Origin of the sequence: Pseudomonas sp. MIL9 (genome assembly GCF_016887925.1) — a bacterium.
GTDB classification, from domain to species: domain Bacteria; phylum Pseudomonadota; class Gammaproteobacteria; order Pseudomonadales; family Pseudomonadaceae; genus Aquipseudomonas; species Aquipseudomonas mohnii.
In genome coordinates, this window is record NZ_JAFEHE010000023.1 from 161,622 (window position 1) to 186,425 (window position 24,804).

General features: G+C 60.0%; 21 protein-coding genes and 1 pseudogene. 10 read left to right on the top strand and 12 right to left on the bottom strand.

The window, feature by feature from the left end:
• Positions 1-241: 241 nt before the first annotated feature.
• The 5 genes from lon to cmoB all read left to right on the top strand — a co-directional run bounded on the left by lon (position 242) and on the right by cmoB (position 5,818).
• Entirely contained in the window at positions 242-2,659 is a 2,418-nt protein-coding gene (lon, locus tag JQF37_RS23485) for an endopeptidase La (RefSeq protein ID WP_130207517.1), read from the top strand.
• A gap of 214 nt (positions 2,660-2,873) precedes the next feature.
• Positions 2,874-3,266, top strand: coding sequence for a protease inhibitor I42 family protein (locus JQF37_RS23490; RefSeq protein WP_130207515.1), 393 nt, complete (start codon positions 2,874-2,876; stop codon positions 3,264-3,266).
• Between the two features lie 2 nt (positions 3,267-3,268).
• Positions 3,269-3,904 carry a lysoplasmalogenase gene (locus JQF37_RS23495; protein WP_130207513.1) on the top strand — a complete coding sequence of 212 codons (636 nt, stop codon included), beginning with the start codon at positions 3,269-3,271 and terminating at the stop codon, positions 3,902-3,904.
• Between the two features lie 181 nt (positions 3,905-4,085).
• A complete protein-coding gene (cmoA, locus tag JQF37_RS23500; RefSeq protein WP_189340409.1) occupies positions 4,086-4,865 on the top strand; it encodes a carboxy-S-adenosyl-L-methionine synthase CmoA in 780 nt (259 codons plus the stop codon).
• Positions 4,862-5,818, top strand: a complete 957-nt coding sequence (gene cmoB / locus JQF37_RS23505; protein ID WP_130207509.1) for a tRNA 5-methoxyuridine(34)/uridine 5-oxyacetic acid(34) synthase CmoB — start codon at positions 4,862-4,864, stop codon at positions 5,816-5,818. Before cmoA ends, cmoB begins: the two co-directional genes overlap by 4 nt.
• Before the next feature lie 122 nt (positions 5,819-5,940).
• On the opposite strand, the gene tadA is transcribed toward cmoB, so the two are convergent.
• On the bottom strand, positions 5,941-6,438 hold the full coding sequence (tadA, locus tag JQF37_RS23510) for a tRNA adenosine(34) deaminase TadA (protein WP_047538171.1): 498 nt from the start codon (positions 6,436-6,438) through the stop codon (positions 5,941-5,943).
• A complete protein-coding gene (locus JQF37_RS23515; protein ID WP_130207507.1) occupies positions 6,438-7,814 on the bottom strand; it encodes a multicopper oxidase family protein in 1,377 nt (458 codons plus the stop codon). Before JQF37_RS23515 ends, tadA begins: the two co-directional genes overlap by 1 nt.
• A 188-nt stretch (positions 7,815-8,002) precedes the next feature.
• Here JQF37_RS23515 and JQF37_RS23520 point away from each other — a divergent pair, with 188 nt between their 5' ends.
• Positions 8,003-11,029, top strand: coding sequence for a membrane-targeted effector domain-containing toxin (locus tag JQF37_RS23520; RefSeq protein ID WP_204149770.1), 3,027 nt, complete (start codon positions 8,003-8,005; stop codon positions 11,027-11,029).
• A 250-nt stretch (positions 11,030-11,279) separates the two neighbouring features.
• Positions 11,280-14,243 carry a membrane-targeted effector domain-containing toxin gene (locus JQF37_RS23525; RefSeq protein ID WP_130207503.1) on the top strand — a complete coding sequence of 988 codons (2,964 nt, stop codon included), beginning with the start codon at positions 11,280-11,282 and terminating at the stop codon, positions 14,241-14,243.
• Between the two features lie 83 nt (positions 14,244-14,326).
• Here JQF37_RS23525 and guaA read toward each other — a convergent pair whose 3' ends face one another.
• The 8 genes from guaA to JQF37_RS23565 form a co-directional block, all read right to left on the bottom strand.
• The gene (gene guaA / locus JQF37_RS23530; protein WP_130207501.1) at positions 14,327-15,904 is read right to left on the bottom strand and encodes a glutamine-hydrolyzing GMP synthase; all 1,578 of its coding nucleotides are present in this window, start codon (positions 15,902-15,904) and stop codon (positions 14,327-14,329) included.
• Between the two features lie 98 nt (positions 15,905-16,002).
• On the bottom strand, positions 16,003-17,472 hold the full coding sequence (gene guaB, locus JQF37_RS23535) for an IMP dehydrogenase (RefSeq protein ID WP_130207499.1): 1,470 nt from the start codon (positions 17,470-17,472) through the stop codon (positions 16,003-16,005).
• A gap of 117 nt (positions 17,473-17,589) precedes the next feature.
• On the bottom strand, positions 17,590-18,138 hold the full coding sequence (locus JQF37_RS23540) for a sugar ABC transporter ATPase (protein WP_075946645.1): 549 nt from the start codon (positions 18,136-18,138) through the stop codon (positions 17,590-17,592).
• Positions 18,139-18,344: 206 nt separating this feature from the next.
• Positions 18,345-19,526: a formate-dependent phosphoribosylglycinamide formyltransferase gene (purT, locus tag JQF37_RS23545; RefSeq protein ID WP_130207497.1), complete on the bottom strand. Its 1,182-nt coding sequence runs from the start codon at positions 19,524-19,526 to the stop codon at positions 18,345-18,347.
• A gap of 100 nt (positions 19,527-19,626) precedes the next feature.
• Positions 19,627-20,094, bottom strand: coding sequence for a preQ0 transporter (locus JQF37_RS23550; RefSeq protein ID WP_130207496.1), 468 nt, complete (start codon positions 20,092-20,094; stop codon positions 19,627-19,629).
• A gap of 166 nt (positions 20,095-20,260) precedes the next feature.
• Positions 20,261-20,476, bottom strand: a complete 216-nt coding sequence (locus tag JQF37_RS23555; RefSeq protein WP_130207494.1) for a DUF1289 domain-containing protein — start codon at positions 20,474-20,476, stop codon at positions 20,261-20,263.
• On the bottom strand, positions 20,473-20,997 hold the full coding sequence (locus JQF37_RS23560; protein ID WP_130207492.1) for a gamma carbonic anhydrase family protein: 525 nt from the start codon (positions 20,995-20,997) through the stop codon (positions 20,473-20,475). The genes JQF37_RS23555 and JQF37_RS23560 overlap by 4 nt, the downstream gene beginning before the upstream one ends.
• A gap of 55 nt (positions 20,998-21,052) precedes the next feature.
• Positions 21,053-21,652: a CoA pyrophosphatase gene (locus JQF37_RS23565; RefSeq protein WP_047538148.1), complete on the bottom strand. Its 600-nt coding sequence runs from the start codon at positions 21,650-21,652 to the stop codon at positions 21,053-21,055.
• Between the two features lie 147 nt (positions 21,653-21,799).
• On the opposite strand from JQF37_RS23565, the gene JQF37_RS23570 reads away from it, so the two are divergent.
• A complete protein-coding gene (locus JQF37_RS23570) occupies positions 21,800-22,348 on the top strand; it encodes an NUDIX hydrolase (protein ID WP_103405805.1) in 549 nt (182 codons plus the stop codon).
• Between the two features lie 50 nt (positions 22,349-22,398).
• On the top strand, positions 22,399-22,902 hold the full coding sequence (locus JQF37_RS23575) for a L,D-transpeptidase family protein (RefSeq protein ID WP_130207490.1): 504 nt from the start codon (positions 22,399-22,401) through the stop codon (positions 22,900-22,902).
• A gap of 66 nt (positions 22,903-22,968) precedes the next feature.
• Here the strand turns inward: JQF37_RS23575 and JQF37_RS23580 are convergent.
• Positions 22,969-23,064, bottom strand: a pseudogene (locus JQF37_RS23580) (NGG1p interacting factor NIF3); the annotation flags it as partial.
• Positions 23,065-23,189: 125 nt separating this feature from the next.
• Here JQF37_RS23580 and JQF37_RS23585 point away from each other — a divergent pair.
• Positions 23,190-24,389, top strand: a complete 1,200-nt coding sequence (locus JQF37_RS23585; protein ID WP_130207488.1) for a hypothetical protein — start codon at positions 23,190-23,192, stop codon at positions 24,387-24,389.
• 97 nt (positions 24,390-24,486) lie between these two features.
• Here the strand turns inward: JQF37_RS23585 and JQF37_RS23590 are convergent, their stop codons facing one another.
• Positions 24,487-24,798, bottom strand: a complete 312-nt coding sequence (locus JQF37_RS23590; protein WP_130207486.1) for a YqfO family protein — start codon at positions 24,796-24,798, stop codon at positions 24,487-24,489.
• Positions 24,799-24,804: the final 6 nt, after the last annotated feature.

Here is a 24,804-nt window from a genome sequence, read left to right on the forward strand (position 1 = left end):
ACACGCCCCCTGTGGGCGCAAGCTTGCTCGCGATAGCGTGATGTCAGACACCTAAAATGTTGACTGACACTCCGTCATCGCGAGCAGGCTCGCTCCCACAATTGTCCGCGCTAAGCCGAGGTTCAGCTAACCTGAATCCCTGCTGAATACACCTTTGAATGACCGCTTAATGCCCAAGCATCATTGAAACCACCGCCAACCTGCCCCATCTAAGACCCATACCCATTGCGCAGGTGCCCAAATGAGCGACCAGCAAGAATTCCCTGAAGACCCGAGCGAATACGCCGATCCGGAAAACGCCACCCCTCACTCCACCGGCAAAGGCCTCGCCCTGCCTGGCCAGAACCTGCCGGACAAGGTCTACATCATCCCGATCCACAACCGACCGTTCTTCCCGGCCCAGGTGCTGCCGGTCATCGTCAATGAAGAACCCTGGGCCGAAACCCTCGACCTGGTCGCCAAATCCGATCACCACTCCCTGGCGCTGTTCTACATGGACACCCCCCAGGAAGACCCGCGTCATTTCGACACGTCGGCCCTGCCGCTCTACGGCACGCTGGTCAAGGTGCATCACGCCAGCCGCGAAAACGGCAAGTTGCAGTTCGTCGCCCAGGGCCTGACCCGCGTACGCCTGAAGACCTGGCTCAAACACCATCGCCCGCCGTACCTGGTGGAAGTCGAATACCCGCACCAGCCCACCGAGCCGACCGACGAGGTCAAGGCCTACGGCATGGCGCTGATCAATGCGATCAAGGAACTGCTGCCGCTCAATCCGCTGTACAGCGAAGAGCTGAAGAATTACCTCAACCGCTTCAGCCCCAACGATCCGTCGCCCCTGACCGACTTCGCCGCCGCCCTGACCTCGGCCACCGGCAGCGAACTGCAAGAAGTGCTCGACTGCGTACCGATGCTCAAGCGCATGGAAAAAGTCCTGCCGATGCTGCGCAAGGAAGTCGAGGTCGCGCGCCTGCAAAAAGAAATTTCTGCCGAAGTTAACCGCAAGATCGGCGAACATCAGCGTGAGTTCTTCCTCAAGGAACAGCTCAAGGTCATCCAGCAGGAGCTGGGGCTGACCAAGGACGACCGCAGCGCCGACCTCGAACAGTTCGAACAGCGACTGGTGGGCAAAGTCCTGCCGGTGCAGGTGCAGAAGCGCCTCGAAGAGGAAATGAACAAGCTGTCGATCCTCGAGACCGGCTCGCCGGAGTATGCGGTCACCCGCAACTACATCGACTGGGCGACCTCGGTGCCGTGGGGCGTGTACGGCGAGGACAAACTCGACCTCAAGTACGCCCGCAAGGTGCTGGACAAGCACCATGCCGGCCTCGATGACATCAAGGACCGCATCCTCGAGTTCCTCGCGGTCGGTGCCTATAAAGGCGAGATCAGCGGCTCCATCGTGCTGCTGGTCGGCCCGCCGGGCGTGGGCAAGACCAGCGTCGGCAGATCCATCGCCGAATCCCTCGGCCGGCCGTTCTACCGTTTCAGCCTCGGTGGCATGCGCGACGAAGCCGAGATCAAGGGCCATCGCCGCACCTACATCGGCGCGCAGCCGGGCAAACTGGTGCAGGCGTTGAAAGACGTCGAAGTGATGAACCCGGTGATCATGCTCGACGAGATCGACAAGATGGGCCAGAGCTACCAGGGCGACCCGGCCTCGGCGCTGCTGGAAACCCTCGATCCGGAGCAGAACGTCGAATTCCTCGACCACTACCTCGACTTGCGCATGGACCTGTCGAAGGTGCTGTTCATCTGCACCGCCAACACCCTGGATTCGATTCCCGGGCCGTTGCTCGACCGCATGGAGGTGATTCGTCTGTCGGGCTATATCACCGAAGAAAAAGTCGCCATCGCCAAGCGTCACCTGTGGCCGAAACAGCTTGAGAAGGCCGGCGTGTCCAAAGGCAGCCTGAGCATCAGTGACAGTGCGCTCAAGGCATTGATCGACGGTTATGCCCGTGAAGCGGGTGTCCGCCAGTTGGAAAAAAACCTCGGCAAACTGGTGCGTAAAGCGGTGATGAAGCTGCTCGACGACCCGGATGCCGTGATCAAGCTCGGCCCCAAAGACCTTGAAAGCTCGCTCGGCAAACCGGTGTTCCGCAACGAGCAAGTGTTGTCGGGCATCGGCGTGATCACCGGGCTGGCCTGGACCAGCATGGGCGGCGCCACCCTGCCGATCGAAGCGACGCGCATCCACACCTTGAACCGTGGGTTCAAACTCACCGGGCAACTGGGTGATGTGATGAAGGAGTCCGCGGAAATCGCCTACAGCTACGTCAGTTCCAATCTGAAGTCGTTTGGCGGTGATCCAAAGTTCTTCGACGAGGCTTTCGTGCACCTGCACGTGCCGGAAGGCGCCACCCCGAAAGACGGCCCGAGCGCCGGCGTGACCATGGCCAGCGCCCTGCTCTCGCTGGCGCGTAACCAGCCGCCGAAGAAAGGCGTGGCGATGACCGGCGAACTGACGTTGACCGGGCACGTACTGCCGATTGGCGGGGTGCGTGAAAAGGTCATCGCGGCGCGGCGACAGAAGATATTCGAGTTGATTCTGCCGGAGGCCAACCGGGGTAATTTCGAGGAGTTGCCGGAGTATCTGAAGGAAGGCATTACCGTGCACTTCGCCAAGCGATTTGCGGATGTGGCCAAAGTGTTGTTCTGACAGTTCTCTGGCGTCCGCACTACCGCTATCGCGAGCAGGCTCGCTCCCACAGTGGTTGGTGTTCACAAATTTTGTGTTCGCTGCAAAAACCCTGTGGGAGCGAGCCTGCTCGCGATGGCGTTGGCCCTGGCGACGCCAATTCCCAACACTGTCACACTTTGTCTCATCTCAGTTATGCTCGCCGTTCGTCGTGAACGCCGGAGCCATTGATCTTATGTCCCCCACCCGCCTGTTTGTCCCCCTCGCCCTCGCGCTGCTGGCCGCCTGCGCCACGCAACCGAAGCAGAATGTGACCGTGGAAAAACAAAGCGAATGCCCGGTGAAGCTCACCAACGGGCAAAACCTGATCCTGACCCTGCCGAGCAATCCGACCACGGGTTACCGCTGGGCCATCCAGGATTCGGCCGGTGGCGTGTTGCGTGCGCTCAGCCCCGAGGTCTATACCAACCCGGAAGATGCCGGTGTGGTCGGCGCGGCAGGGATTTCCACCTGGCGCTTTCAGGCCTTCGCCACCGGGACCGGGCGTTTGCGCCTGACTTCGCAACAGCCCTGGGCGCCGGAAGTGCTGCCGGTGGACGCCTTCGACTGCAACATCTCGGTTAACTGACCGTGGGCTGGCTGATTCTGGCGCTCATGGGCGCGGTGACGTTCCTCTACGGCCTGAGCGTGCACGCCGCGCTGCTCTGCCTGCTGGTCAAGCCGCTGCCCGTCCTGGCCCTGCTCGGCTGGCTGCACGATGCGCCACCGAGCGAGTATCGGCGCTGGATCAGCCTCGGATTGATCTTCTCCCTGCTCGGTGACGTGCTGCTGGCGTGGCCGGGGGATTTGTTCGTGTTCGGCCTTGGGGCGTTTCTGGTCGCGCATCTGGCTTACCTGAAAGCGTATTTGAGCGATTGCCGGCGCCTGGCCTTGTTGCCACTGATCCTGGCCTTGGGTGTCGGTGCCGTGCTGCTGGGAATTCTGATCGCTCACGGACTTGGCCCGTTGCTGATCCCGGTGATTGTCTACGGCCTGGCGATCAGCGCCATGCTCTGGCGCGCACTGGCCCGACTCGGCACCGAGGTGCCCAAGCGCTCGGCGCTGCTCGCGGCGGGCGGTGCCGTGGCGTTTGTATTTTCCGACAGCGTGATTGGCATCAGCCGCTTTGTAGTGCCGTTCGAGGCGGCGCCGTACGTGATTATCCTCAGCTATTGGCTGGGGCAATGGGGCATCACCGCTTCGGCGTTCACTCAGAAACCGCGTTGACCCCATCGCGAGCAGGCTCGCTCCCACAATTGATCTGCTGTGAATACAAGATTCATATCCGACGAAATCCCCTGTGGGAGCGAGCCGGCTCGCGACAGCGATCTCACTGACGACGAAGAATCCGGACTTGCCCCGCCGCTTTATCAGACAACCCGCGCATCGCCGCGCCAACTTGGCTAAAATGCCGGCCTTTTCCACCTACGCCGCTGGAACCGCCGTGAGCAAAGAACCCGATCGCCTTTTCGCCCAGCCTTTGGCCCAGGTGCCTGACTTCGCCTTTAACGAGGACGTGGTGCGGGTGTTCCCGGACATGATCAAGCGCTCGGTGCCAGGTTATCCGACCATCGTCGAAAACCTTGGCGTGCTCGCCGCGCAGTTCGCCCAGCCCAACAGTGTGCTGTATGACCTGGGCTCGTCGCTGGGTGCCGTGACCCAGGCCCTGCGCCGTCACGTGCGTACCGACGGTTGCCGGGTGATCGCTGTGGACAACTCGGCGGCGATGGTCGAGCGCTGCCGCGAGTACCTCAACGGTCAGGACTCGATGTTCCAGGAATTGTTGCCGGTCGAAGTAATCGAAGGCGATATCCTCGCCCTCGACTTCCAGTCTGCCTCGGTGGTGGCGCTGAACTTCACCCTGCAATTCATCGCCCCGGAGCAACGCACGGCGTTGCTGTCGCGCATCCGTCAGTCATTGCTGCCCGGCGGTGCCTTGATCCTCTCGGAAAAACTGCGCTTCAACGACCCCGAAGAGCACGCACTGCTCACTGATCTGCACGTCGCGTTCAAACGCGCCAACGGCTACAGCGAACTGGAAATCGCCCAGAAGCGCAGCGCCATCGAAAACGTCATGAAGCCCGACAGCCTCGAAGAACACCGCGAACGCCTGCTGGCCGCCGGGTTCTCGAAAGTCGTGCCGTGGTTCCAGTGTCTTAACTTTGCCTCGTTGATTGCCTTGCCATGATTGATTTGTCCCCCCTCGCCCGCCGTCTGGCGGGCACGCCACTGGCCGACTGGGCCAACACCCTGCAGGCGCAACTCGACAAGAAAATGGAAAAGGGTCACGGCGACCTGGAGCGCTGGCAAAGCGCGCTCGACGCCCTGCCAAATATCCAGCCGAGCGAAGTCGATTTGCTCAATGGCCTGAAGCTGGACACCGATTGCGACGATGCCACCCGCGCGCAGATGCGTACCGCGTTGATGGGCCTGTCGCCGTGGCGCAAGGGGCCATTCGACCTGTTTGGCGTACACGTCGACACCGAATGGCGCTCGGACTGGAAATGGTCGCGGGTGGCCCCGCACCTGGACCTCAAGGGCAAACGCATCCTCGATGTCGGCTGCGGCAACGGCTATTACATGTGGCGCATGCTCGGCGCCGGCGCGGACAGCGTGATCGGTGTCGATCCGAACTGGCTGTTCTTCTGCCAGTTCCAGGCCGTGCAGCGTTACCTGTCCGAGCCGAACGCCTGGCACCTGCCCTTCCCCTTCGAAGACCTGCCGCCGAACCTGGAAGGCTTCGACACGGTGTTCTCCATGGGCGTGTTCTACCACCGTCGCTCGCCGATCGAACATTTGCTGGCGCTGAAGGATTGCCTGGTCAAGGGCGGCGAACTGGTGCTGGAAACCCTGGTGGTCGAAGGCGATAAACACCAGGTGCTGGTGCCGGAAGACCGTTATGCGCAAATGCGCAACGTGTGGTTCCTGCCGTCGGTGCCGGCGCTGGAATTGTGGCTGCGCCGCGCCGGGTTCAGCGATGTGAAGTGCGTGGATGTGAGCGTGACCACGGTCGAGGAACAGCGCGGCACGGAGTGGATGAAGTACCAGTCCCTGAGCGACTTCCTCGATCCCGAGGATCACAGCAAGACCATCGAAGGGCTGCCGGCGCCGATGCGGGCGGTGATTGTGGCCAGAAAATAATGCAGAAACCTGTAGGAGCGAGCCTGCTCGCGATGGTGGACAACGATAACGCGGGCTTTCCGAATGGACGCGGCGCTCTCAAGTACATCGCGAGCAGGCTCGCTCCTACAGAGAGGCGGTGTTTAGTCTGATGGTTTTGCGCGCCGCGCCTTGAAGAACTCGCTCAACACCGCCCCGCACTCCTCGGCCAACACCCCGCCTTCATACAACACCCGGTGATTCAAGAAGCCCTGGGTGAAGAACTGCCCCTGGCTCTGCACGATCCCCGCTTTGGGCTCCAGCGCGCCATACACCACCCGCGCAATCCGCGAGTGCACGATCAGCCCGGCGCACATGCTGCACGGCTCCAGGGTCACGTACAGCGTGCTGCCCGGCAGGCGATAGTTGCTCACGGCCTGGGCGGCGGCGCGGATGGCGACCATCTCGGCGTGGGCGCTCGGGTCATTGCCACTGATCGGGCAGTTGAAGCCGCGGCCGATGATTTCGCCGTCCTGCACCAGCACCGCGCCCACCGGCACTTCGCCGAGAGCGGCGCCCTGGGCGGCCAGGGCCAGGGCTTCACGCATGAAGTCGCGATCACGGCTACGGTCGATGATGGCGGCGGGACGAATCTGTCGCATCACGCCACCTCGATGGCGGCCATCAGGCCGGTTTCCATGTGGTCGATCACATGGCAATGGAACATCCACACGCCCGGGTTATCCGCCACCAGCGCCACTTGCGCGCGCTCGTTCTTGCCCAACAGGTAAGTGTCGGTGAAGTACGGGATGACCTTGTGCCGGTTCGAGGCGATGACTTTGAAGCTCATGCCGTGCAGGTGAATCGGGTGCTGGTATTGAGTCATGTTTTTCAATTCGAAGATGTAACTCTTGCCCTTCTCGAGCCTGGCAATCGGCCGGTCGGCGCAGGTCTTGTCAGTGATGTCCCAGGCCTTGCCGTTGATCTGCCACAGGCTCGGCGGCTTGCCATTATCGACGTTCACCGACACCGAACCCACCCACTCGAAATTGAAGTTGAGTTTCTCGGCATTGGCCAGGTCCGGTTCGGCCACCGGGTTGGCGGGCAGCGCGGGGGGCCATTCAGTCGGCGCATCGGTATTGGCCACGGAGCGCAACGTCGCCAACCGTACGGGGCCGTTGCGCAGCGACAACTCTTCGCCGACCGGCGGGGCCTTGATCGCCAGGCAAATGCGCATGCCGGGACCGAGCCAGTATTCCTTGCCGAGCGGGCGCGGCTCGACCGGGTTGCCATCCAGCGCATAGATCTGCGCTTCGACGCCGGGGATGTTCAGGCGATAGGTCAGGGTGTTATCGAGGTTGAGCAGGCGCACGCGGGTGATCTGGCCGGCGGGCAAATCGATGACAGGTTGAGAGACCCCGTTGATGGTCGAAAGACGCCCCGCCGTACCGCCACGAGCCGCCTCGCGAGGAACGCTGAACGCGACGAAAGCACCTTCCTCATCGACGTGCCAGCTCTTGAGGCTCAAGGTTTTTTCGTACTTGAAACCGGTCGGCTCGCGCTCTTCGATGATCAGCGGGCCAACCAGGCCACGGCCGAGCTCTTCGCTGCTGTTCACATGGGGGTGATACCAGTAGCTGCCGGCGTCCGGCACGCGGAACTTGTAGTCGAAGTATTCACCCGGCAGCACCGGCAGTTGCGAAACGTAGGGCACGCCGTCCATTTCCAGCGGCAGGCGGATGCCATGCCAGTGAATGGTGGTGGCGACCGGCAGGTGGTTGATGAAACGCACCCGCAACCATTCGCCTTGACGCACCCGCAGTTCGGTGCCGGGCGCCGACGGGCCGAACGCCCAGGCTTCGGTTTTGTGTCCCGGCACCAGCTCGACGTCCAGCGGCGCGGCGATCAGCTCGTAGTCATGGCCCGCCTCGGCGTCGGCCCTTTTGCCCAGCCAGTAACGCGACGCGCCACCCGCCCCCACGCCAACCACTACAAGACCGGCCAGACCACCGAGTATTTGTCGACGGGTAAAGGACATGGACTCAACTACCTCACGTATCAGCTTCGGGCCCTGGGCCCGCAAAAGGCGAATACGATACACCTGCAATTGCGAAACAGTAAGGGTGACGTGTGGCCGCACATCCGCCGAGGGCATAACTATGTAGTGCACATGCCTTGTATTAACGGCTCATCCTGCACTGCCGTTGTCTCAAGGAATGAGAGTGCATGAACACCAACGAAACACACCCACTGCCCAATGCCGCCGATGAAGCGGCGCTCCAGGCCATCGCCATCCGGATCATCCGGACGTGCCCCAGCCTGCAGGACACGGCCCATGAAGTCGCCAGCAACCTGCTGAAAAAATCCGGCATCGCCGGTCTTGACCCGGACCAGGTGTACTTCCACCGTTTCGACGCCGCCCAAAGCAGTTCGAAAGCCTTTATCGGCTGGGAGCACGTCCACGCCACGCCGACGTCCTCCATGACCCTGACGCAGCTGGTCATCCACCGCTTTCGCGCCAGCGATCAGGACAACGCCGACTTGCTGGATGTCTATGCCGGCTTCTACACCGCCGGCCCGAACGCCGGGACCTTCAATGAAAGCAACGAAGTGCGCCTGCACGGCAACGAGGTGCTCAAGGCCTTCTGGAGCATCGATTTCAGTTCGATGTACCGCGAGCGCCTGACCACCTTCTGGGACACATCTGCCGCGGACTTCCGCACCCTGGCCAAGTGCAATTTCCTCATCCAGGCGGTGAAGGCCCGGGACAAGCGCCAGCTGAGCGACGACGACTTTCAATTCGTCACCCAGGCCGTGATCGGTCCGATCACCTGGCCGGTGAATCTGTCGATGCTGCAAGCACAACATCCTTGTGCCGGCAACGTCAGGACCCTGGACGTCGACGGTCACGTCGCCACCAGCCTCCTTCGTTTTGTCGCGCCCAACGGCCGCCAGATTGTCTACCTGCCCGGCGACACCGTCGCCTTCAAGGTGCTGGAAACCGCGACGGACATGCATTACTGGATACTGCAGGAAATGAACGAGGAAGCCGCGCGCCAGACGTTCATGACCCATTTTTCCCTGGCCGATCGCCAGACCATCGCCGAGAACATCACCGATCTCATGAACAGGCTGGTCAGCACCTGGGGCAAATACGACCATCACCTGATCAACAAAGAAAACCGGATCATCAGCGACGATGCCTTCAGCTGGCTGCGCGATTCGAGCAAGGACGCGATGTTCGCCGAAGCTGAACTCTCGCTGACGTCCAATGGCGATCTGCGCAAGAAACTGTGGATCGGTTACCTCAGCGCCGGTTTGAAAATATTCGGGCCCATGGCAGTGGTCGGTTGGCCGATAGCCCTGCCGCTGGTGGGTGCCAGTATCGCCAGCATGGGTTTGAACATCGATCAGGCGGTCAACGGAAAAACCGCTGTGGAGCGCAAGGCCGGCGTTCTTGGCGCCGTGCTGGGCGGTATCGATTTGCTGTTCAACCTCCTGCTCCTCAAGGGGCCGGGATCGCTGGAGGAAATCGTTCCGGAAAACCTCGATGAGCTGAAAGAGGCGTTGGTTGCCGAGGACACGAAGCCCGTGGGCTGGCCCGCCGAACGGCCCGTTGAACTGGATTCATCCTTGCCTGAAACGTCGCAACCCATCGAAATTCCCGAGCATTGGCAAGCCAATGAGCTGCTCGAAGGTCGTACGCCGATGAGTGAGTCCGGACAATTCCAGGGCATTTATCGACTCGATTCCAACCCCTCCACCGCGATCATGCTCAATGAGGCCGCCTATTACGTACGTTACGAAGCCGACCTCAACGGCGGCGGTACCTGGGCGATCATTGATCCGGAAAATCCAAACGCGTTTTCGGGATCTCTGCCTGTGCGCCTCAATGCCCAAGGCGAGTGGGAGCTGACACCCCGAGCCGGACTCAAGGGCGGCGGCAACCGGCATCCGGGATCGTCACGAGCGCCTGCGCCTGCACCTGTGCCCGAGCCCGAGCCCGCTTCTACGTCCGCTTCTGTTCAAGCGCCATCACAGGCCATCCTGCGCGGCCCTTCCACGGAATACGATGTCGTTAACCGGTTCCGTCTCAGACAGCTTGCGCTGGGCGAAAGAGAAACCCATATCAAACTGGTCCGTCAGCCAGACGGAAGTTTTCGCGGGGTGACCACTTACGAAGAGTACATCGCAGCGTCACGCGCCAAGCTGTCACAGGATGCACGCCTGTTCTTCGCTCGCAACGGATTCACTGCCTCATTACCGCCGCGCCCTGAGCTGCCCGCCGTGACACCCTCAACCACTACCGCCGAACTGATTCCGAAGATATTCAATGCAGCGCCTGGCCTGGTCATTGGCGAAAGCCAGGACCGCATTGCCAGCATGCGGTTTCTCATCGAGAACATGCCGACCCTGGCCCAACAGGAAATCAAGACGATCTATTTCCACCGCCTGCTCAACGATTTCAACCAGGTAGAGCTCGATCAATTCTTCAAGACCGGGTCAATGCCCAGTGATCTCGAGGCGTATCTGGAAAAGCTGACCAGCGACCCTTCCGGGCGCTTCACCCCGCTCGAAGTGGTCAAGGCGGCTCAACAACATGGCATTCGTATTCAGGCAACCGACTGCCTGGCCAGTTACCGCTTCCCCGGTTCATCACTGCCCGACATGCACGAGCAAGCCATCAAGACCTACCTCACCCACACCCTCATGCAGGCCGATAAAGCGCTGAACGGCGCGGGCAAATGGGTGGTGCTGACGGATCAGGAAAACATCAACACCTTTCGCGGCATGGCTGGCATCAGCGAAATGCAGGGCGGCATTGGTTTGCGCATCGAAGAGGTGCTGCCGGAAGAGGGGCCGCTGATTGAAACGGATCGAGGAAGGGAGGTAGGTCGCGGCTTTGCCACACAACCCGAATCCATCGACGGCAATGTCGACACCTTGCACGCAGACCTGAGCTTGCAGATGCCACTGCCCTTGCTCGAAAGAACGCCGGAGGAACTGAGCCGGATGCTGTTCAGGCAAGGCATGTTCACCTTTGAAAAGTCGAACGGAAACTGGACGCTGATCCATCGCAGCAGAGACGGCCAGGTGACCCGGACACTGGTCGAGCGCACGGCCGACGGCAACTACCTGATCAATCGCCCCGCCTGGACCGAGGTGCATCAGGTGCCCTATGCCAGCATCGAAGAGCTGTCGTGGGGGCTCAGCCGCATGGGCATGCACCTCGAAGGTCGCTTGCCGCTGTAAGTCTTTCAAGGGCTTCCCGCCCCACTGAAAAACACCGGAAACCTTGTGGGAGCGAGCTTGCTCGCTCCCCTATGGGGTCGCAAATGTGTCGCGCGCCGCGTTGAGCCCTGATTTCAGCGTGCGTTCCATACTTTTCTTACAGCATCTATCCATTAAAACGACCTGACATTCACTCAAAGCCCTACAGATCCAATCTCGCCTGCGTCACATAGTGCCGACCTCTTACCCCTCCACTTCTCAAGGACAGAGAATGCATTCATCTGACACAGGCAACTCATCGCTCCTGCCCAACCCGGCCGATCTGCGCGCCCTCAAGGATCTGGTGATCCCGTTCGTAGAGGCCTGCCCCGACATGCACGACATGTCCCACGCAGAGGCCCAAGGCATCCTGGACAAATACGGAATACAGCACATCGATCCGGATCGAGTGTGGTGGCACCGTTTCGACAACACGTCCGTCACCAGCAGCAAAGCCTTCCTGCTCTGGGAACACTACCCCACGCCCATCGAGTCACTGACGCTGCCGCAGCTGGTGGTTCAGCGCTTCCACGCCCGGGATCAGGACAACGCCGACCTGCTGGACAGTGACGGCGGCTTCTACAATGAAGGCGCGCAGGCCCGGATCTATAACGAAACCAACGAAGTGAAGATGTACCCCAGCCAGGTCATCAAGGATCTGTGGCGCATTAACTTCCATGATCGTTACTGGAAAAAAATGTCCGACTTCTGGGCCAGTCACTCAGACAATTACCGCACGCTCGCCAAGCTCAATTTCATTTCGAAGGCGGTGGAAGAACATCAGGGCGAGCGCTTGAGCAATGAAAACCTCAAGACCGTGCTCAAGGCCGTGGCCGGGAACATTTCCTGGCCCATTAGCCTGGACATGCTCAAGGCTGAAGCCCCCGCCATCGAAGGCCTGCGGGTCGCCCCCTTGTACATCGGCAATTATCGGGCAACCGACATCCTGCGCATCATCGATAAAAACGGGCGTCAGATTCTCTATACCCCCGGCGAGCTGAATGCCTTCCACGTGTTCGAGACGCCCCATGACTTGCACTGGTGGTTGCTGTGCCAGAACAACCACGCCGACAACCGCAGCCGCTTCATGGCCCACTTCCCGCTGTCCGCCCAACAGCAGGATGAAGACAACGTCGGCCTGAACCACATCATTGATCTGCTGTATGTCACCTGGGGCAAATACGACAGCAGCCTGTTCGATCAGGATGCTCCGGACCTGACAATTGACGCCTTCACCTGGATTCGTGATTCGACCATCGAGCGCATGTTCAGCGATGCGGAGCTGTCACTGCGCTCCAACGGCGACTTGCGGGAAAAAATGTGGATCGGCTACCTGAGCGTCTTTACCCGTCTCTTTGGGTCCATGGCCGTCGCGGGCTGGCCGGTCGCCCTGGCGGCTGTCGGTGCCGGGATCGCCGACATCGGTCTTGGCATATCCCAGGCCGTCAACGGCATGAATGCCACGGAGCGCAAGACCGGGGTTCTCAGCGCGATATTCAGCTCCATCGACACGCTGTTCAACCTGCTGTCACTCGGGGGCACCGCCGAAGTGGCGCAGGTCCAGGAAGCCAGGGAAACGTTCACGCCCCAGGAAAATCTCGCCGCCGGGGTGGAGCACCCGACGGGCGCAACGCCCAGAATCACCGTGGCCGCCCCGGGTCGAACCTATAGGCTGGAAGGCGAGAATCCGCTGGCCCCCTTCCGGACCAATGAACTGCTTGATGGTCTGGACGTGGTCAGCACTGAAGGCCGTTACCGAAACATCTATCAGCCCTCCACCGGCGGTAACTACATCAAGATCGAGGACGACTACTACCGGGTCCGCTACGTCAACGAGATGAAGACCTGGGTCGTCATCGATCCCGCCAACGAGTTCTCGTTTCACCGCAGCCTGCCGGTTCGCTTGAATGCCGAGGGTCGATGGGAACCCCTCACCCGTCCCGGCCTGTACGGTGGAGGGAAGATTCTCGACAAACTGCCTTGGGGACGTTCCGCAGGACGGTTACCCGACATGGACAGTGTGCCCACCCCTTACGATGTACCGCCCGAATTGCACCAGGCACTCAAGCCCGTGGCCAATGGCGAACTGAGAGGCAGACACCTGCAGGATGTTTTTGAAAACATCACCGATCCTGAAGGCTCGCTCAAACAGTTCAAAAACTTGCGACATCGTCTGTACCGGGATGCCCGGGCTTTCTACATGAACCCGCACCTGCCGCCCAGGCCCGACATTCCCCTTCTGGGCCCGGGGGGGAACATACAGACAAAGAACATTATCAAATCACTCTACAAGGAAACACGAGGCCTGGTGATCGGCGAAAACCACTCCAGTATCGGCAGCAAGCAATTTCTGATCGAAAACATGGAGGTGCTCAGTAAACAAAGGATCAAGACCTTGTACATGGAACACTTGCTCACCGACTTCCATCAGGCGGACCTGGACATATTCAACCGGGGTGGCGATCTCTCGGAAGATCTGGAGTCCTACCTCAAAATCCTTGATCAGGGCCATGACACCGACCCAGCCGGCGAGTTTACCTTCCTGGAAGTGGTCAAGGCCGCGCAAAAGAACCACATCCGTGTCCAGGCGATTGATTGTGCCGCCAGCTATCGGTCCGCGGGGATGATGGAGGTAAGCCGCAACTACCGGCAGGAGATGATGAATTACTTTGCCAAAACCGTCATCGATGCCGACCAATCCCTCAGGGGAGCGCACAACTGGATAGCGTTTGTCGGCGAAAGCCACGCCAACAATTGGGAAGGGGTTCCCGGCCTCAGCGAACTGGAAGGCGGTATCGGGCTTCGTGTCGAAAGCGCCAAACCCGGCCTGAAGGGTGATATCGAACCCGATCCGGGAAGAGCCGGCGAAAGCCTCGAAGACATGAGGCCGGAATTCGTAAAAAACGACTTGCGCCTGCAGGTCGAACTGCCACCCGCAAGAGTCAGGCGAGCGAAGATGGAAGCCGCACTGACTGAACCAGGGATGCTTACCATTGACAAGGTCGGTAGCCAAACCGTGCTGATTCACCGCAGCAGAGACCTCAAGTTGGTCGTCACGCCCAACGAGAAGGACGCGAAAGGCCTGTACGTCAACCGCCCTAATTGGGGCAGCCTTAGCAACAAGCGTTTTGCCACGCTGGGAGAACTTCGCGAGGCGCTTGAGCGCATTAACTTGAGGCTGGTGCGCATCCCCTGAAACGCAAGAAGCCCCCGGTCTCACGATCGGGGGCTTCCTTTGTCGCTATCGTTTTGAGCCTGGGTTTACGGGCTCAAATACGATCATTCCCACTCAATGGTCGCTGGCGGCTTGCTCGACACGTCGTAGGTGACGCGGGAGATGCCTTCGATTTCATTGATGATGCGGCCGCTGACGGTTTCCAGCAGTTCGTAAGGCAGGTGTGCCCAACGCGCGGTCATGAAGTCGATGGTTTCCACGGCACGCAGGGCCACGACCCAGGCGTAACGACGGCCGTCACCGACCACGCCAACCGATTTCACCGGTTGGAACACCACGAATGCCTGGCTGACCTTGTGATACCAGTCGGCCTTGCGCAGTTCTTCGATGAAGATGTGGTCGGCGCGACGCAGCAGGTCGGCGTATTCCTTCTTCACTTCACCGAGGATCCGCACGCCCAGGCCCGGGCCCGGGAACGGGTGACGGTAGACCATGTCGTACGGCAGGCCGAGTTCCAGGCCCAGACGACGGACTTCGTCCTTGAACAGCTCGCGCAGGGGTTCAACCAGCTTGAGGTTCATTTCTTCCGGCAGGCCACCCACGTTGTGGTGCGACTTGATCACGTGGGCCTTGCCGCTCTTGGCGCCAGCCGACTCGATCACGTCCGGGTAGATGGTGCCCTGGGCCAGGTACTTGATGTTGTCCAGCTTGCAGGATTCGGCATCGAACACGTCGATGAAGGTGCGGCCGATGATCTTGCGCTTCTTCTCTGGATCGCTTTCGCCAGCCAGGTTGTTGAGGAACTGGTCTTCAGCGTTGGCGCGGATCACCTTGACGCCCATGTTCTCGGCGAACATGGCCATCACTTGCTCGCCTTCGTGCAGGCGCAGCAAACCGTTGTCGACGAACACGCAGGTCAGCTGGTCGCCAATGGCCTTGTGCAGCAGCGCGGCAACCACCGACGAATCCACACCGCCGGACAGGCCGAGCAGCACGTTGTCGGTGCCGACCTGGGCACGTACCTGGGCGATGGCGTCTTCAGCGATCTTCGACGGGGTCCACAGGGCTTCGCACTCGCAGATGTCGAGGATGAAGCGCGACAGGATGCGACCGCCCTGCTTGGTGTGGGTCACTTCCGGGTGGAACTGCACGCCGTAGTAGCGACGCGCGTCGCTGAACATGCCGGCGATCGGGCAGCTCGGGGTGCTGGCCAGGATGTGGAAGTCTTCCGGCATCCTGGTGACCTTGTCACCGTGGCTCATCCACACGTCGAGGCCGAACAGGCCGTCGGCGTCGATGTGGTCTTCGATGCCGTCGAGCAGGCGGCTCTTGCCGACTACGTCTACGCGGGCATAACCGAACTCACGCAGCTCGGAACCTTCTACCTTGCCGCCCAGTTGCTCGGCCATGGTCTGCATGCCGTAGCAGATACCGAAGACCGGTACGCCCAGGTCAAAGACCGCTTGCGGGCAGCGAGGGCTGTTGGCTTCGTGCACGGACTCGGGGCCACCGGCGAGGATGACGCCTTTCGGAGCGAATTCGCGAATCGCTTCCTCGTCCATGTCGAACGGATGCAGTTCGCAGTACACACCGATTTCGCGAACGCGACGGGCGATCAGCTGGGTGTATTGGGAACCGAAGTCGAGGATCAGGATGCGGTGAGCGTGAATATCGAGGGCCATGATTCAGTCTCGTCTAAGTCATTCAGAAACAGTCGTGATTCAGAAACAACTCGGGGCTGAATAAAACAGCCCCGGTCGTTAACTTTTTGCTTGAAGGCTCAACCTACGCGGTAGTTTGGCGCTTCTTTGGTGATCTGCACGTCGTGAACGTGGGACTCGGCCATGCCAGCGCCGGTGATCCGCACGAATTCAGGCTTGGTGCGCATTTCTTCGATGTTGGCGCTACCGGTGTAGCCCATGGAAGAACGCAGGCCGCCCATCAGTTGATGGATGATCGCGCTCAGGGTGCCTTTGTACGGCACACGCCCTTCGATGCCTTCCGGAACCAGCTTCTCGGCGCCTGCCGAGGAGTCCTGGAAGTAACGGTCGGAGGAACCCTGTGCCTGGGACATGGCGCCCAGCGAACCCATGCCGCGATAAGCCTTGTACGAACGGCCCTGGAACAGTTCGATCTCGCCCGGCGCTTCTTCGGTACCGGCGAACATCGAGCCCATCATCACGCAGGAAGCACCGGCGACGATGGCCTTGGACAGGTCACCGGAGAAACGGATGCCGCCGTCGGCGATCAACGGAACGCCAGTGCCTTCAAGGGCAGCGGCAACGTTGGCGATGGCACTGATTTGCGGGACGCCGACACCGGCGACGATCCGGGTGGTGCAGATCGAGCCAGGGCCGATACCGACCTTGACGGCGTCAGCGCCGGCTTCGGCCAGGGCCTTGGCGGCAGCGCCGGTGGCGATGTTGCCGCCGATGACCTGCACTTCAGGGAAGTTCTGCTTGACCCAGCGAACGCGGTCGATCACGCCTTTGGAGTGACCGTGGGCAGTGTCGACCACCACCACGTCAACGCCGGCGCTGACCAGGGCCGCGACGCGATCACCGGTGTCTTTACCGGTGCCGACGGCGGCGCCAACGCGCAGACGACCTTGATCGTCCTTGCTGGCCAGCGGGTAAGCCTTGGCTTTTTCGATGTCGTTGACAGTCATCATGCCTTTGAGGGCGAATTTGTCGTCGACGATCAGAACGCGTTCGATGCGGTGCTTGTGCAGCAGCTCGCGGACGTCGTTCTTGTTGGCGCCTTCCTTGACCGTGACCAGACGCTCTTTAGGCGTCATCACATCACGGACGGTGGCTTCCAGACGGTTCTCGAAACGCACGTCACGGGAAGTGACGATGCCGACCAGGTCGCCATTGTGCAGCACCGGAACGCCGGAGATGTTGTTCATGCGGGTCAATTCGAACAGCTCGCGCACGGTAGCGTCGGCGTCGATGGTGATCGGGTCCTTGACCACACCGGCTTCGTAACGCTTGACCTTGCGGACTTCGGCAGCTTGCTGCTCGATGGTCATGTTCTTGTGGATGATGCCGATACCACCTTCCTGAGCCATGGCAATTGCCAGACGGGCTTCAGTGACGGTGTCCATGGCAGCGGAAACCAGTGGGATATTCAGCTCGATGCCACGGGTAAGGCGGGTCTTGAGACTGACTTCGTTAGGAAGCACCTCGGAATAACCAGGCACTAGGAGAATGTCGTCGAATGTCAGAGCTTCTTGGCTGATACGCAGCATCGCGGGGGCTCCCGAGCGGGAAAATGGAAGCGCGCCATTATAGTCAGACACCCCTTCGGGTTCAATGTAAAACTCTGTCTATTATCGGTATTGCTGATATACGGGAATAATTGCCGCCTACAACTCGACTTTGACCCAACTCACCGGCTGATCCAGCCAATCGGCGAATTCGTCGAGAAAGCTCTGTTTGAACCCGGCTTCCGCCCAATTGTTGAAGATGAAACCCAGGTTGGAAAAACCGCACTCCTGCAAAAACAGAAAACCGTTGATGTCGTCTTCGTGCCCGCATTCCGGGCAGGTGAAGTTATCGGTGCGCCCGGGCATCCAGTCTTCGAGGCTTTCGAACAGCGCTTCGCCAATCTCCTTGCGGCACTCGGCGCAGCCCGCTTCCTCAAGGAAGCCCTTGGCCGGCGTATAGATGCAGCGCTTGGTGACGATCTCCAGGCCGTTGACCGGCTCGCCGAACGGCAAGGCCTCCGGATGCAGGACCACTGCTCGGGCGCCGTCGCCAATGGCGTGCGCCATGCGATTGCCAGTGCGGCCGCAGGTGGTCAGTTCTTCCTTGACGATGTTCTTGCGCACCAGCCAACGCACGATCGCCCGTGCCCGGGGCTCGTGCACCGGCAGTGTGGAGATTTTCGGGACGATGATGCTTTGCGAATTCATGGGTAACGGCCTGGAGCTTTAATGAAAAGACTTGCGCAATCGAACACTCGGCAATTAAGCAAAATCCTTGTGGGAGCGAGCCTGCTCGCGAAAGCGCCTTCACGCTCAACATCGATGTTGGTGCGAACATCGCTTTCGCGAGCAGGCTCGCTCCCACAGTAAATTGTGGCGAGCCCATAGCAGGTATAGGCCCGCCAGAGCGGCTTTTACAACTCTACGACCACCGCTTGCGAGGCACGGGTCGCCTTGGCGCGGGCGGCTTCGATCGACTCGTCGCGCGCCAGGGCCACACCCATGCGGCGCTGGCCGTTGACTTCAGGCTTGCCGAACAGACGCAGCGCGGTATCCGGCTCGCTCAGCGCGGCACCCAGATTGCCGAAAGCGGTCTGGGTCGACTGCCCTTCCACCAGAATCACCGCCGATGCGGAAGGCCCGAACTGGCGGATCAACGGGATCGGCAGGCCCAGAATCGCGCGGGCATGCAGGGCGAACTGCGACAGATCCTGGGAAATCAGGGTCACCAGGCCGGTGTCATGCGGGCGCGGCGACACTTCGCTGAACCACACCTGATCACCCTTGATGAACAGCTCGACGCCAAACAGACCACGACCACCCAAGGCTTCGGTCACCGCTTTGGCCACGCGCTCGGACTCGGCCAGGGCAATCGGGCTCATGGCTTGTGGCTGCCAGGATTCCTGGTAGTCGCCCTTTTCCTGACGATGGCCGACCGGCGCGCAGAATGTGGTGCCGCCCACATGGCGCACGGTCAGCAGGGTGATTTCGTAGTCGAAATCGATGAAGCCTTCGATGATCACCCGGCCTTTGCCGGCACGGCCGCCTTCTTGCGCGTAGTCCCAGGCTGTTTTGACGTCATCGGCGCTGCGCAGCAGGCTCTGGCCTTTGCCCGACGAGCTCATCACCGGCTTGACCACACAGGGGAAACCGAGGTCTTCGACCGCCTTGCTGTAATCCTCGAAGGTGTCGGCGAAGTGGTACGGCGAGGTCGGCAGGTCCAGCTCTTCGGCGGCCAGACGACGGATGCCTTCGCGGTTCATGGTCAACTGCGCAGCGCGTGCGGTCGGGATCACGGTGAAACCTTCGGACTCCAGCTCGACCAGGGTCGCGGTGGCGATGGCTTCGATTTCCGGCACGATGAAGTGCGGCTTCTCGGCTTCGATCACGGCACGCAGGGCGGCGCCATCGAGCATGTTGATCACGTGGCTGCGGTGCGCCACCTGCATGGCCGGTGCGTTGGCGTACCGGTCCACGGCAATCACTTCAACGCCCAGGCGTTGCAGCTCGATCACCACTTCCTTGCCCAACTCGCCACAGCCACACATCAATACGCGGGTCGCAGTCGGCGACAATGGAGTTCCGATACGGGTCATCTGAAGGTCCTCAAAGGAGCGGATCATCGAGGATACGGCGCAATACGCGCGATCCATGGGGAGAAAGCGCGGCATTTTACATGAACCGCAGGGTTTGGCTTCAGCTGACGACAGTCTGTTTGCGCAGGCGCCAGGCCATGATCAGCCACACGGCGGTCACACCGGCGAACTTCGAGCCCAGGGCGGTGAGGATCACACCCGGGGTCAACGCACCGATCATGCCGAAGAAAATGAAGGTATCGAGGGGAATGCTCAGGGCCGAACTTATCCACAGGCGATCATGCAGCGGACGCTTGGTGACGCTGAACACCAGCCAGTCAATGCACTCGGAAACCGCGAACGCCGTGGCGCTGGCCAGGGCAATGGACGGATCGGAAGTGATATAGGACAGCACCAGCGCCGCCAGCATGGCTGCGATGGCACCATGACCGAAACGGGTTTGCACCATGTCGCGCAATACGAACACCAGACCGCCCCAGGCCGACCAGATGATGTCCAGGTGCGGCGCGGTGGAAAAGGCGTAGTTGATCAGCACGACGCTGCTGATGTAGGCGATGAGGAAGAACATGGGCTTGGAGGTACCTGTGAGTTTGCGGCACAGGATACTGTAGGAGCGAGCCTGCTCGCGATGGTCGCTAACGATAACGCGGGGAGTCTGGTTCCCCGCGGTGTTCTTGAGTCCATCGTCGGAACGCCGCGCGGAGCCGGCTGGCTCCTACAACAAAGGCCGCGCCTCAATTCCCCGGTTTTGTGCCGATCATCCACACCAACCCACTGGCCTTGGCCCGCTCATGGCACAAGCCCAGCACCGTGCGGCGTTCGTCGTTGGTCATGCGGCTCCAGCGGGTAATCTCTTCGACCGAGCGCTGGCAGCCCGTGCAGATGTCATCGTCGTCCAGCGCACAAATATTCACGCAGGGCGATGGCACCGGGCGTTCAGGGGTCGTCATTGTTCCTGCTCAATCAGGTCGCGCGCGTAACGCTGGGCGTTATGCACGTAGTGAGCGGCACTGGCTTCGAGCATCTTCTTCTGCGGCTCGGTCAGTTCGCGCACCACTTTGCCGGGCGAGCCCATGACCAGCGAACCATCCGGAATTTCCTTGCCTTCGCCAATCAGCGAATTGGCGCCGATGATGCAGTTCTTGCCGATTTTCGCACCGTTGAGAATGACCGCGTTGATGCCGATCAGGCTGTAATCGCCGACGGTGCAGCCGTGCAGCATGGCATTGTGGCCAATGGTCACGCCGGTGCCGATGGTCAGCGGGTAGCCCATGTCGGTGTGCATCACGGTACCGTCCTGGACGTTGCTGTTCTTGCCAATCAGGATCAGCTCGTTGTCGCCCCGCAGCACAGCGTTGAACCAGACGTTGGCACCCTCTTCCAGTTTGACCTTGCCCACCAGCACGGCATTGGGCGCGACCCAGCTCTCTGGGTGGGTCTCGACACGGGCGTCGCCCAGGCGGTATTTCATTGTGTTGTCCTCAAGGCTCAGGCAGCGGCGTGTTCAGGCCATTCGAGTGATGGCATCAGGTATTGATAAAGCTTTTCGGCGGTTGGTGCAGGCTGATTTTGGCGTCATAGAGCAGGTTGATCAACTCGACGATCATGATCGCCGTCAGCCCCCAGATCTTGTATTCGCCATAGCGATAACTCGGCACGTACCAGCTGCGGCCCTGATAATCGATGCGGTGGGTGTGTTCGCGCGGGTCCTTGCGGAAGAACTCCAGGGGCACGCTGAACACCGCGGCAATCTCGGCATCGTTGGCCTGGTATTCGACGAAATCGGGAATCACCCCGACGTAAGGGGTGACCTTGATGCCGTGCAGGGAAATCAGCGGGCTGAGCGGGCCGATCACTTCGACCAACCCTGGCGGCAAACCAATCTCTTCTTCGGCTTCGCGCAGGGCGGTGAAAATCAGGTCGGGGTCTTCGGGGTCGCGTCGGCCGCCGGGAAAGGCCACCTCGCCGCCGTGGGTCGAGAGTCCGCTGGCACGCAAGGTCAGCAGCAGTTCCGGCTCGTCACTGCGAGTGATGGGCATCAGTACGGCGGCCTCGGGGAAACGTCGGTCGGTCTCCAACGTGCGCGGTGTGTGGTTGCTTACCCGATGCAGTAGCTCGTCCAGCATGAGTGTTCTCGATCTGTGCCTTACCCTGCATCATGCACCAATCGCCTCGGTCGCCCAAGCCCCCGGAGAGCGGCGTGTCGCGAAACGACAACTTGCCGACAGCCACCGCCGCACGCCAAGATAGGCGCAGCATTCAGGAACTCAAGCATGAAATTTTGCAGTCAGTGCGGCAACCCGGTGACCCAGCGCATTCCCGAAGGTGATTCGCGCCTTCGCTTCGTTTGCGACAGCTGTCAGACCATTCATTACCAGAACCCCAATATCGTCGCCGGTTGCGTGGCGACCTGGGGCAACAAGGTATTGCTGTGCCGACGCGCCATCGAGCCACGCCTGGGCTATTGGACCCTGCCCGCCGGTTTCATGGAAAACGGCGAGACCATCGAGCAGGCGGCGATTCGCGAAACCGCCGAGGAAGCCTGCGCCCGGGTGCGCAACCTGAGCATCTATACCCTGATCGACGTGCCGCACATCAGCCAGGTGCATGTATTTTTCCGCGCCGAACTGGCCGATCTGAACTTTGCCGCCGGCCCTGAAAGCCTGGAAGTGCAATTATTCGACGAAGTCGACATTCCTTGGGATGAGCTGGCTTTCCGCACGGTGGGCCGTACCTTAGAATGCTTCTTCGCTGACCGGCGGGCCGAGGTCTACCCCGTGCGGTCCGAATCGATCCCGCCGCTCGCTCAGCCTGCCAACTAAAAAAACATCTATAAATGAATAGTCGCGACACCTTTTGGGGAATCGTTTCAATGCGCTGGTTGCTTGCCCTGTTTTGCTTGTCTTTCATCACGGTATCCCAGGCGTCTGCCGTGGAAACGCTGAACGGCAAGGTCATCGAGAAAGTCCTGGTTCTCAAGTCCGCCCATCAATTGCAATTGATCATGGACGGCAAGCCGGTCAAGACCTATCGCATTTCCCTGGGCAAACGCCCCAAGGGCGCGAAACTGATGGAAGGCGACAAACGCACGCCAGAGGGCTTCTACTGGATCGACTGGCGCAAGACCAGCAACAACTTCAATCTGGCGATGCACATTTCCTACCCGAACATCACTGACTCCGCCCGCGCACGCCGCGAAGGCGTCGATCCCGGCGGCATGATCATGATCCACGGCACCCCGGACACCGAAGACACCCCGGAAGACCTGTTCCATACCCTGGACTGGACCGACGGCTGCGTCGCCATGCGCAACAGGGACATGCGTGAAGTCTGGAACCTGGTGCCGGATGGCACGATGATCGAGATTCGTCCCTAGCTCCCTTTGTTTCGCGCAACAAAAAACCCGCTGAAATCGCTCTCATCGGGTTTTTCATTGCAGCGGTCAGAAATCCTCCAACCGCCACACCTCATACGCCGGTGTCTCATAGGGATGGCTCTGTTTCAGCACCATCACCACCGAGTGAATCAACTCATCCGCCCCATTGATCCCAACGACTACCGTTGGTCTGAACTGTCATTTCTGTCAGATGTTCACTATTGATGGTCTATACGAGAATCTGCACCAGACCCAGGCGCGTCCGCCTGCGCCAGGAGAGCTAGACCATGAGCGATTCAAGCGAAGAACAAGCAGAAAATACGGACAAAATCACTTCAACCGCAAAATCGACGAAACCACCCGTGCCGGTGGTCGAATGGCCAAAATTGGGTGCCGTGTATTCTGATTACATTCGCATTTGCGGCACGTGCGTGGATAACGCGCAAGTAGAGCTATTGATCTCGTCGTCATGGGTAACTGTGCCGGCCATCGGCACAAAGTGGTCCCATTCGCTGAAGGATTTTTCACCGGGCGTCCATACTTTTCAGGTTCGACAAACTGTCGATGGCATTACCTCGGATCCTGGACCAGTCCCGACATTCATGGTGCGCGATAAGGGCACAATCCCCTTGCCCGAAGTGACAGAGCCCGACGTCAACAGCTCCATTCCCATCGGCGGCATAGTGCAGTTCAAGGGATCGTGTACATTGAACGCGACAGTTTTTGTATTTGATCTGGATGAAAACATGTTAGGCAAAGCGGTAGTGACCGGTACCACCTGGTCATACGCACATACATGGAACCAGAGCCAGGTGGCCTATGTGAAGATTCGGCAGGTGGTCGGTGATGACGTATCCGATGTGGTAGGACGCTGGATTGGAGTCGGATTGACAAACAACGAACTGGAATCCACCTGGGATACGCCCGAAGTTACGCCCGGACAACTAGGAAGAAACGTTCCAATGGGTATTTCCGAATTCGGCGGTACGCGCACCCCATATTCAGGCACTGAATCATTTACTTACGTAGTTACCTATTGGGATAATGGGGAGTATCACGGATATTCAGTCGGTGACCGCTGGAAAGTGATGGTTGGCCCTCACTACAGATCCGGTAATGAATTGATCGATATTCATGTAGGTGATGGAGACTCTGGGTGGGCGATAGGTAAAATTTTTTATCAGCTGCCCATCTGGATCATCGACACCCGCCCCCCCGCACCATCAATTCGAGTCCCCGTCACGGACAGTACCCACCCGGCGGGGGCTTTGGCAATCGATGGATTATGTGAAGTGGGCAATACAGTCGAATTACTCAATGGCGCAGGTACAAAGTTAAACGACGCGTTGGTGGTGGATAACAAATGGTACAGCTCGCTAACGCTAGGAGAAGGCAACCATCGCATCCGAGCACGACAGAGTAAAAATGGTCTCACTTCCGAGCCGAGTGCAGTTGTCCGGTTTACGGTGGTAAGCCCGGAAGATTAGATTCCGCTGCGCTGACTGAGCACCTTCCCACACTGCTGAAACCCAACCCCCAAAAAACCCGCTGAAATCGCTCTCAGCGGGTTTTTCATTTCAGCGGTCAGAAATCCTCCAACCGCCACACCTCATACGCCGGTGTTTCATAGGGATGGCTCTGTTTCAGCGCCATCACCACCGAGTGAATCAACTCGTCAGCCACTACCAACTCGACCTTCCATTCCTCGACCCGCTCGACCTGCCCGGCTTCGCCAATGAACGGCTGACTGCCGTCCAGTGGGCGAAACTGGCCCTGGCCAAGCGCTTGCCAGGCGCAGTGATCGTAAGCGCCGATCCGACCGCCACCGGCGGCGAATACGGCGCTTTTCACGTCTTCGACGTGACTGGCAGGAACAAAAAAGCTGAGCTTGTACACGGCCCT

What these genes read in the sequence shown, in the direction of transcription:
- JQF37_RS23560 (WP_130207492.1), bottom strand. Translation starts at nt 20,997, where the DNA reads ATGAAATACCGCCTGGGCGACGCCCGTGTCGAGACCCACCCAGAGAGC.
- JQF37_RS23515 (WP_130207507.1), bottom strand. Translation starts at nt 7,814, where the DNA reads ATGTCCTTTACCCGTCGACAAATACTCGGTGGTCTGGCCGGTCTTGTA.
- cmoA (WP_189340409.1), top strand. Translation starts at nt 4,086, where the DNA reads ATGCCGGCCTTTTCCACCTACGCCGCTGGAACCGCCGTGAGCAAAGAA.
- tadA (WP_047538171.1), bottom strand. Translation starts at nt 6,438, where the DNA reads ATGCGACAGATTCGTCCCGCCGCCATCATCGACCGTAGCCGTGATCGC.
- JQF37_RS23520 (WP_204149770.1), top strand. Translation starts at nt 8,003, where the DNA reads ATGAACACCAACGAAACACACCCACTGCCCAATGCCGCCGATGAAGCG.
- lon (WP_130207517.1), top strand. Translation starts at nt 242, where the DNA reads ATGAGCGACCAGCAAGAATTCCCTGAAGACCCGAGCGAATACGCCGAT.
- JQF37_RS23525 (WP_130207503.1), top strand. Translation starts at nt 11,280, where the DNA reads ATGCATTCATCTGACACAGGCAACTCATCGCTCCTGCCCAACCCGGCC.
- JQF37_RS23575 (WP_130207490.1), top strand. Translation starts at nt 22,399, where the DNA reads ATGCGCTGGTTGCTTGCCCTGTTTTGCTTGTCTTTCATCACGGTATCC.
- cmoB (WP_130207509.1), top strand. Translation starts at nt 4,862, where the DNA reads ATGATTGATTTGTCCCCCCTCGCCCGCCGTCTGGCGGGCACGCCACTG.
- JQF37_RS23490 (WP_130207515.1), top strand. Translation starts at nt 2,874, where the DNA reads ATGTCCCCCACCCGCCTGTTTGTCCCCCTCGCCCTCGCGCTGCTGGCC.
- guaA (WP_130207501.1), bottom strand. Translation starts at nt 15,904, where the DNA reads ATGGCCCTCGATATTCACGCTCACCGCATCCTGATCCTCGACTTCGGT.
- JQF37_RS23540 (WP_075946645.1), bottom strand. Translation starts at nt 18,138, where the DNA reads ATGAATTCGCAAAGCATCATCGTCCCGAAAATCTCCACACTGCCGGTG.
- JQF37_RS23570 (WP_103405805.1), top strand. Translation starts at nt 21,800, where the DNA reads ATGAAATTTTGCAGTCAGTGCGGCAACCCGGTGACCCAGCGCATTCCC.
- purT (WP_130207497.1), bottom strand. Translation starts at nt 19,526, where the DNA reads ATGACCCGTATCGGAACTCCATTGTCGCCGACTGCGACCCGCGTATTG.
- JQF37_RS23550 (WP_130207496.1), bottom strand. Translation starts at nt 20,094, where the DNA reads ATGTTCTTCCTCATCGCCTACATCAGCAGCGTCGTGCTGATCAACTAC.
- JQF37_RS23555 (WP_130207494.1), bottom strand. Translation starts at nt 20,476, where the DNA reads ATGACGACCCCTGAACGCCCGGTGCCATCGCCCTGCGTGAATATTTGT.
- JQF37_RS23565 (WP_047538148.1), bottom strand. Translation starts at nt 21,652, where the DNA reads ATGCTGGACGAGCTACTGCATCGGGTAAGCAACCACACACCGCGCACG.
- guaB (WP_130207499.1), bottom strand. Translation starts at nt 17,472, where the DNA reads ATGCTGCGTATCAGCCAAGAAGCTCTGACATTCGACGACATTCTCCTA.
- JQF37_RS23585 (WP_130207488.1), top strand. Translation starts at nt 23,190, where the DNA reads ATGAGCGATTCAAGCGAAGAACAAGCAGAAAATACGGACAAAATCACT.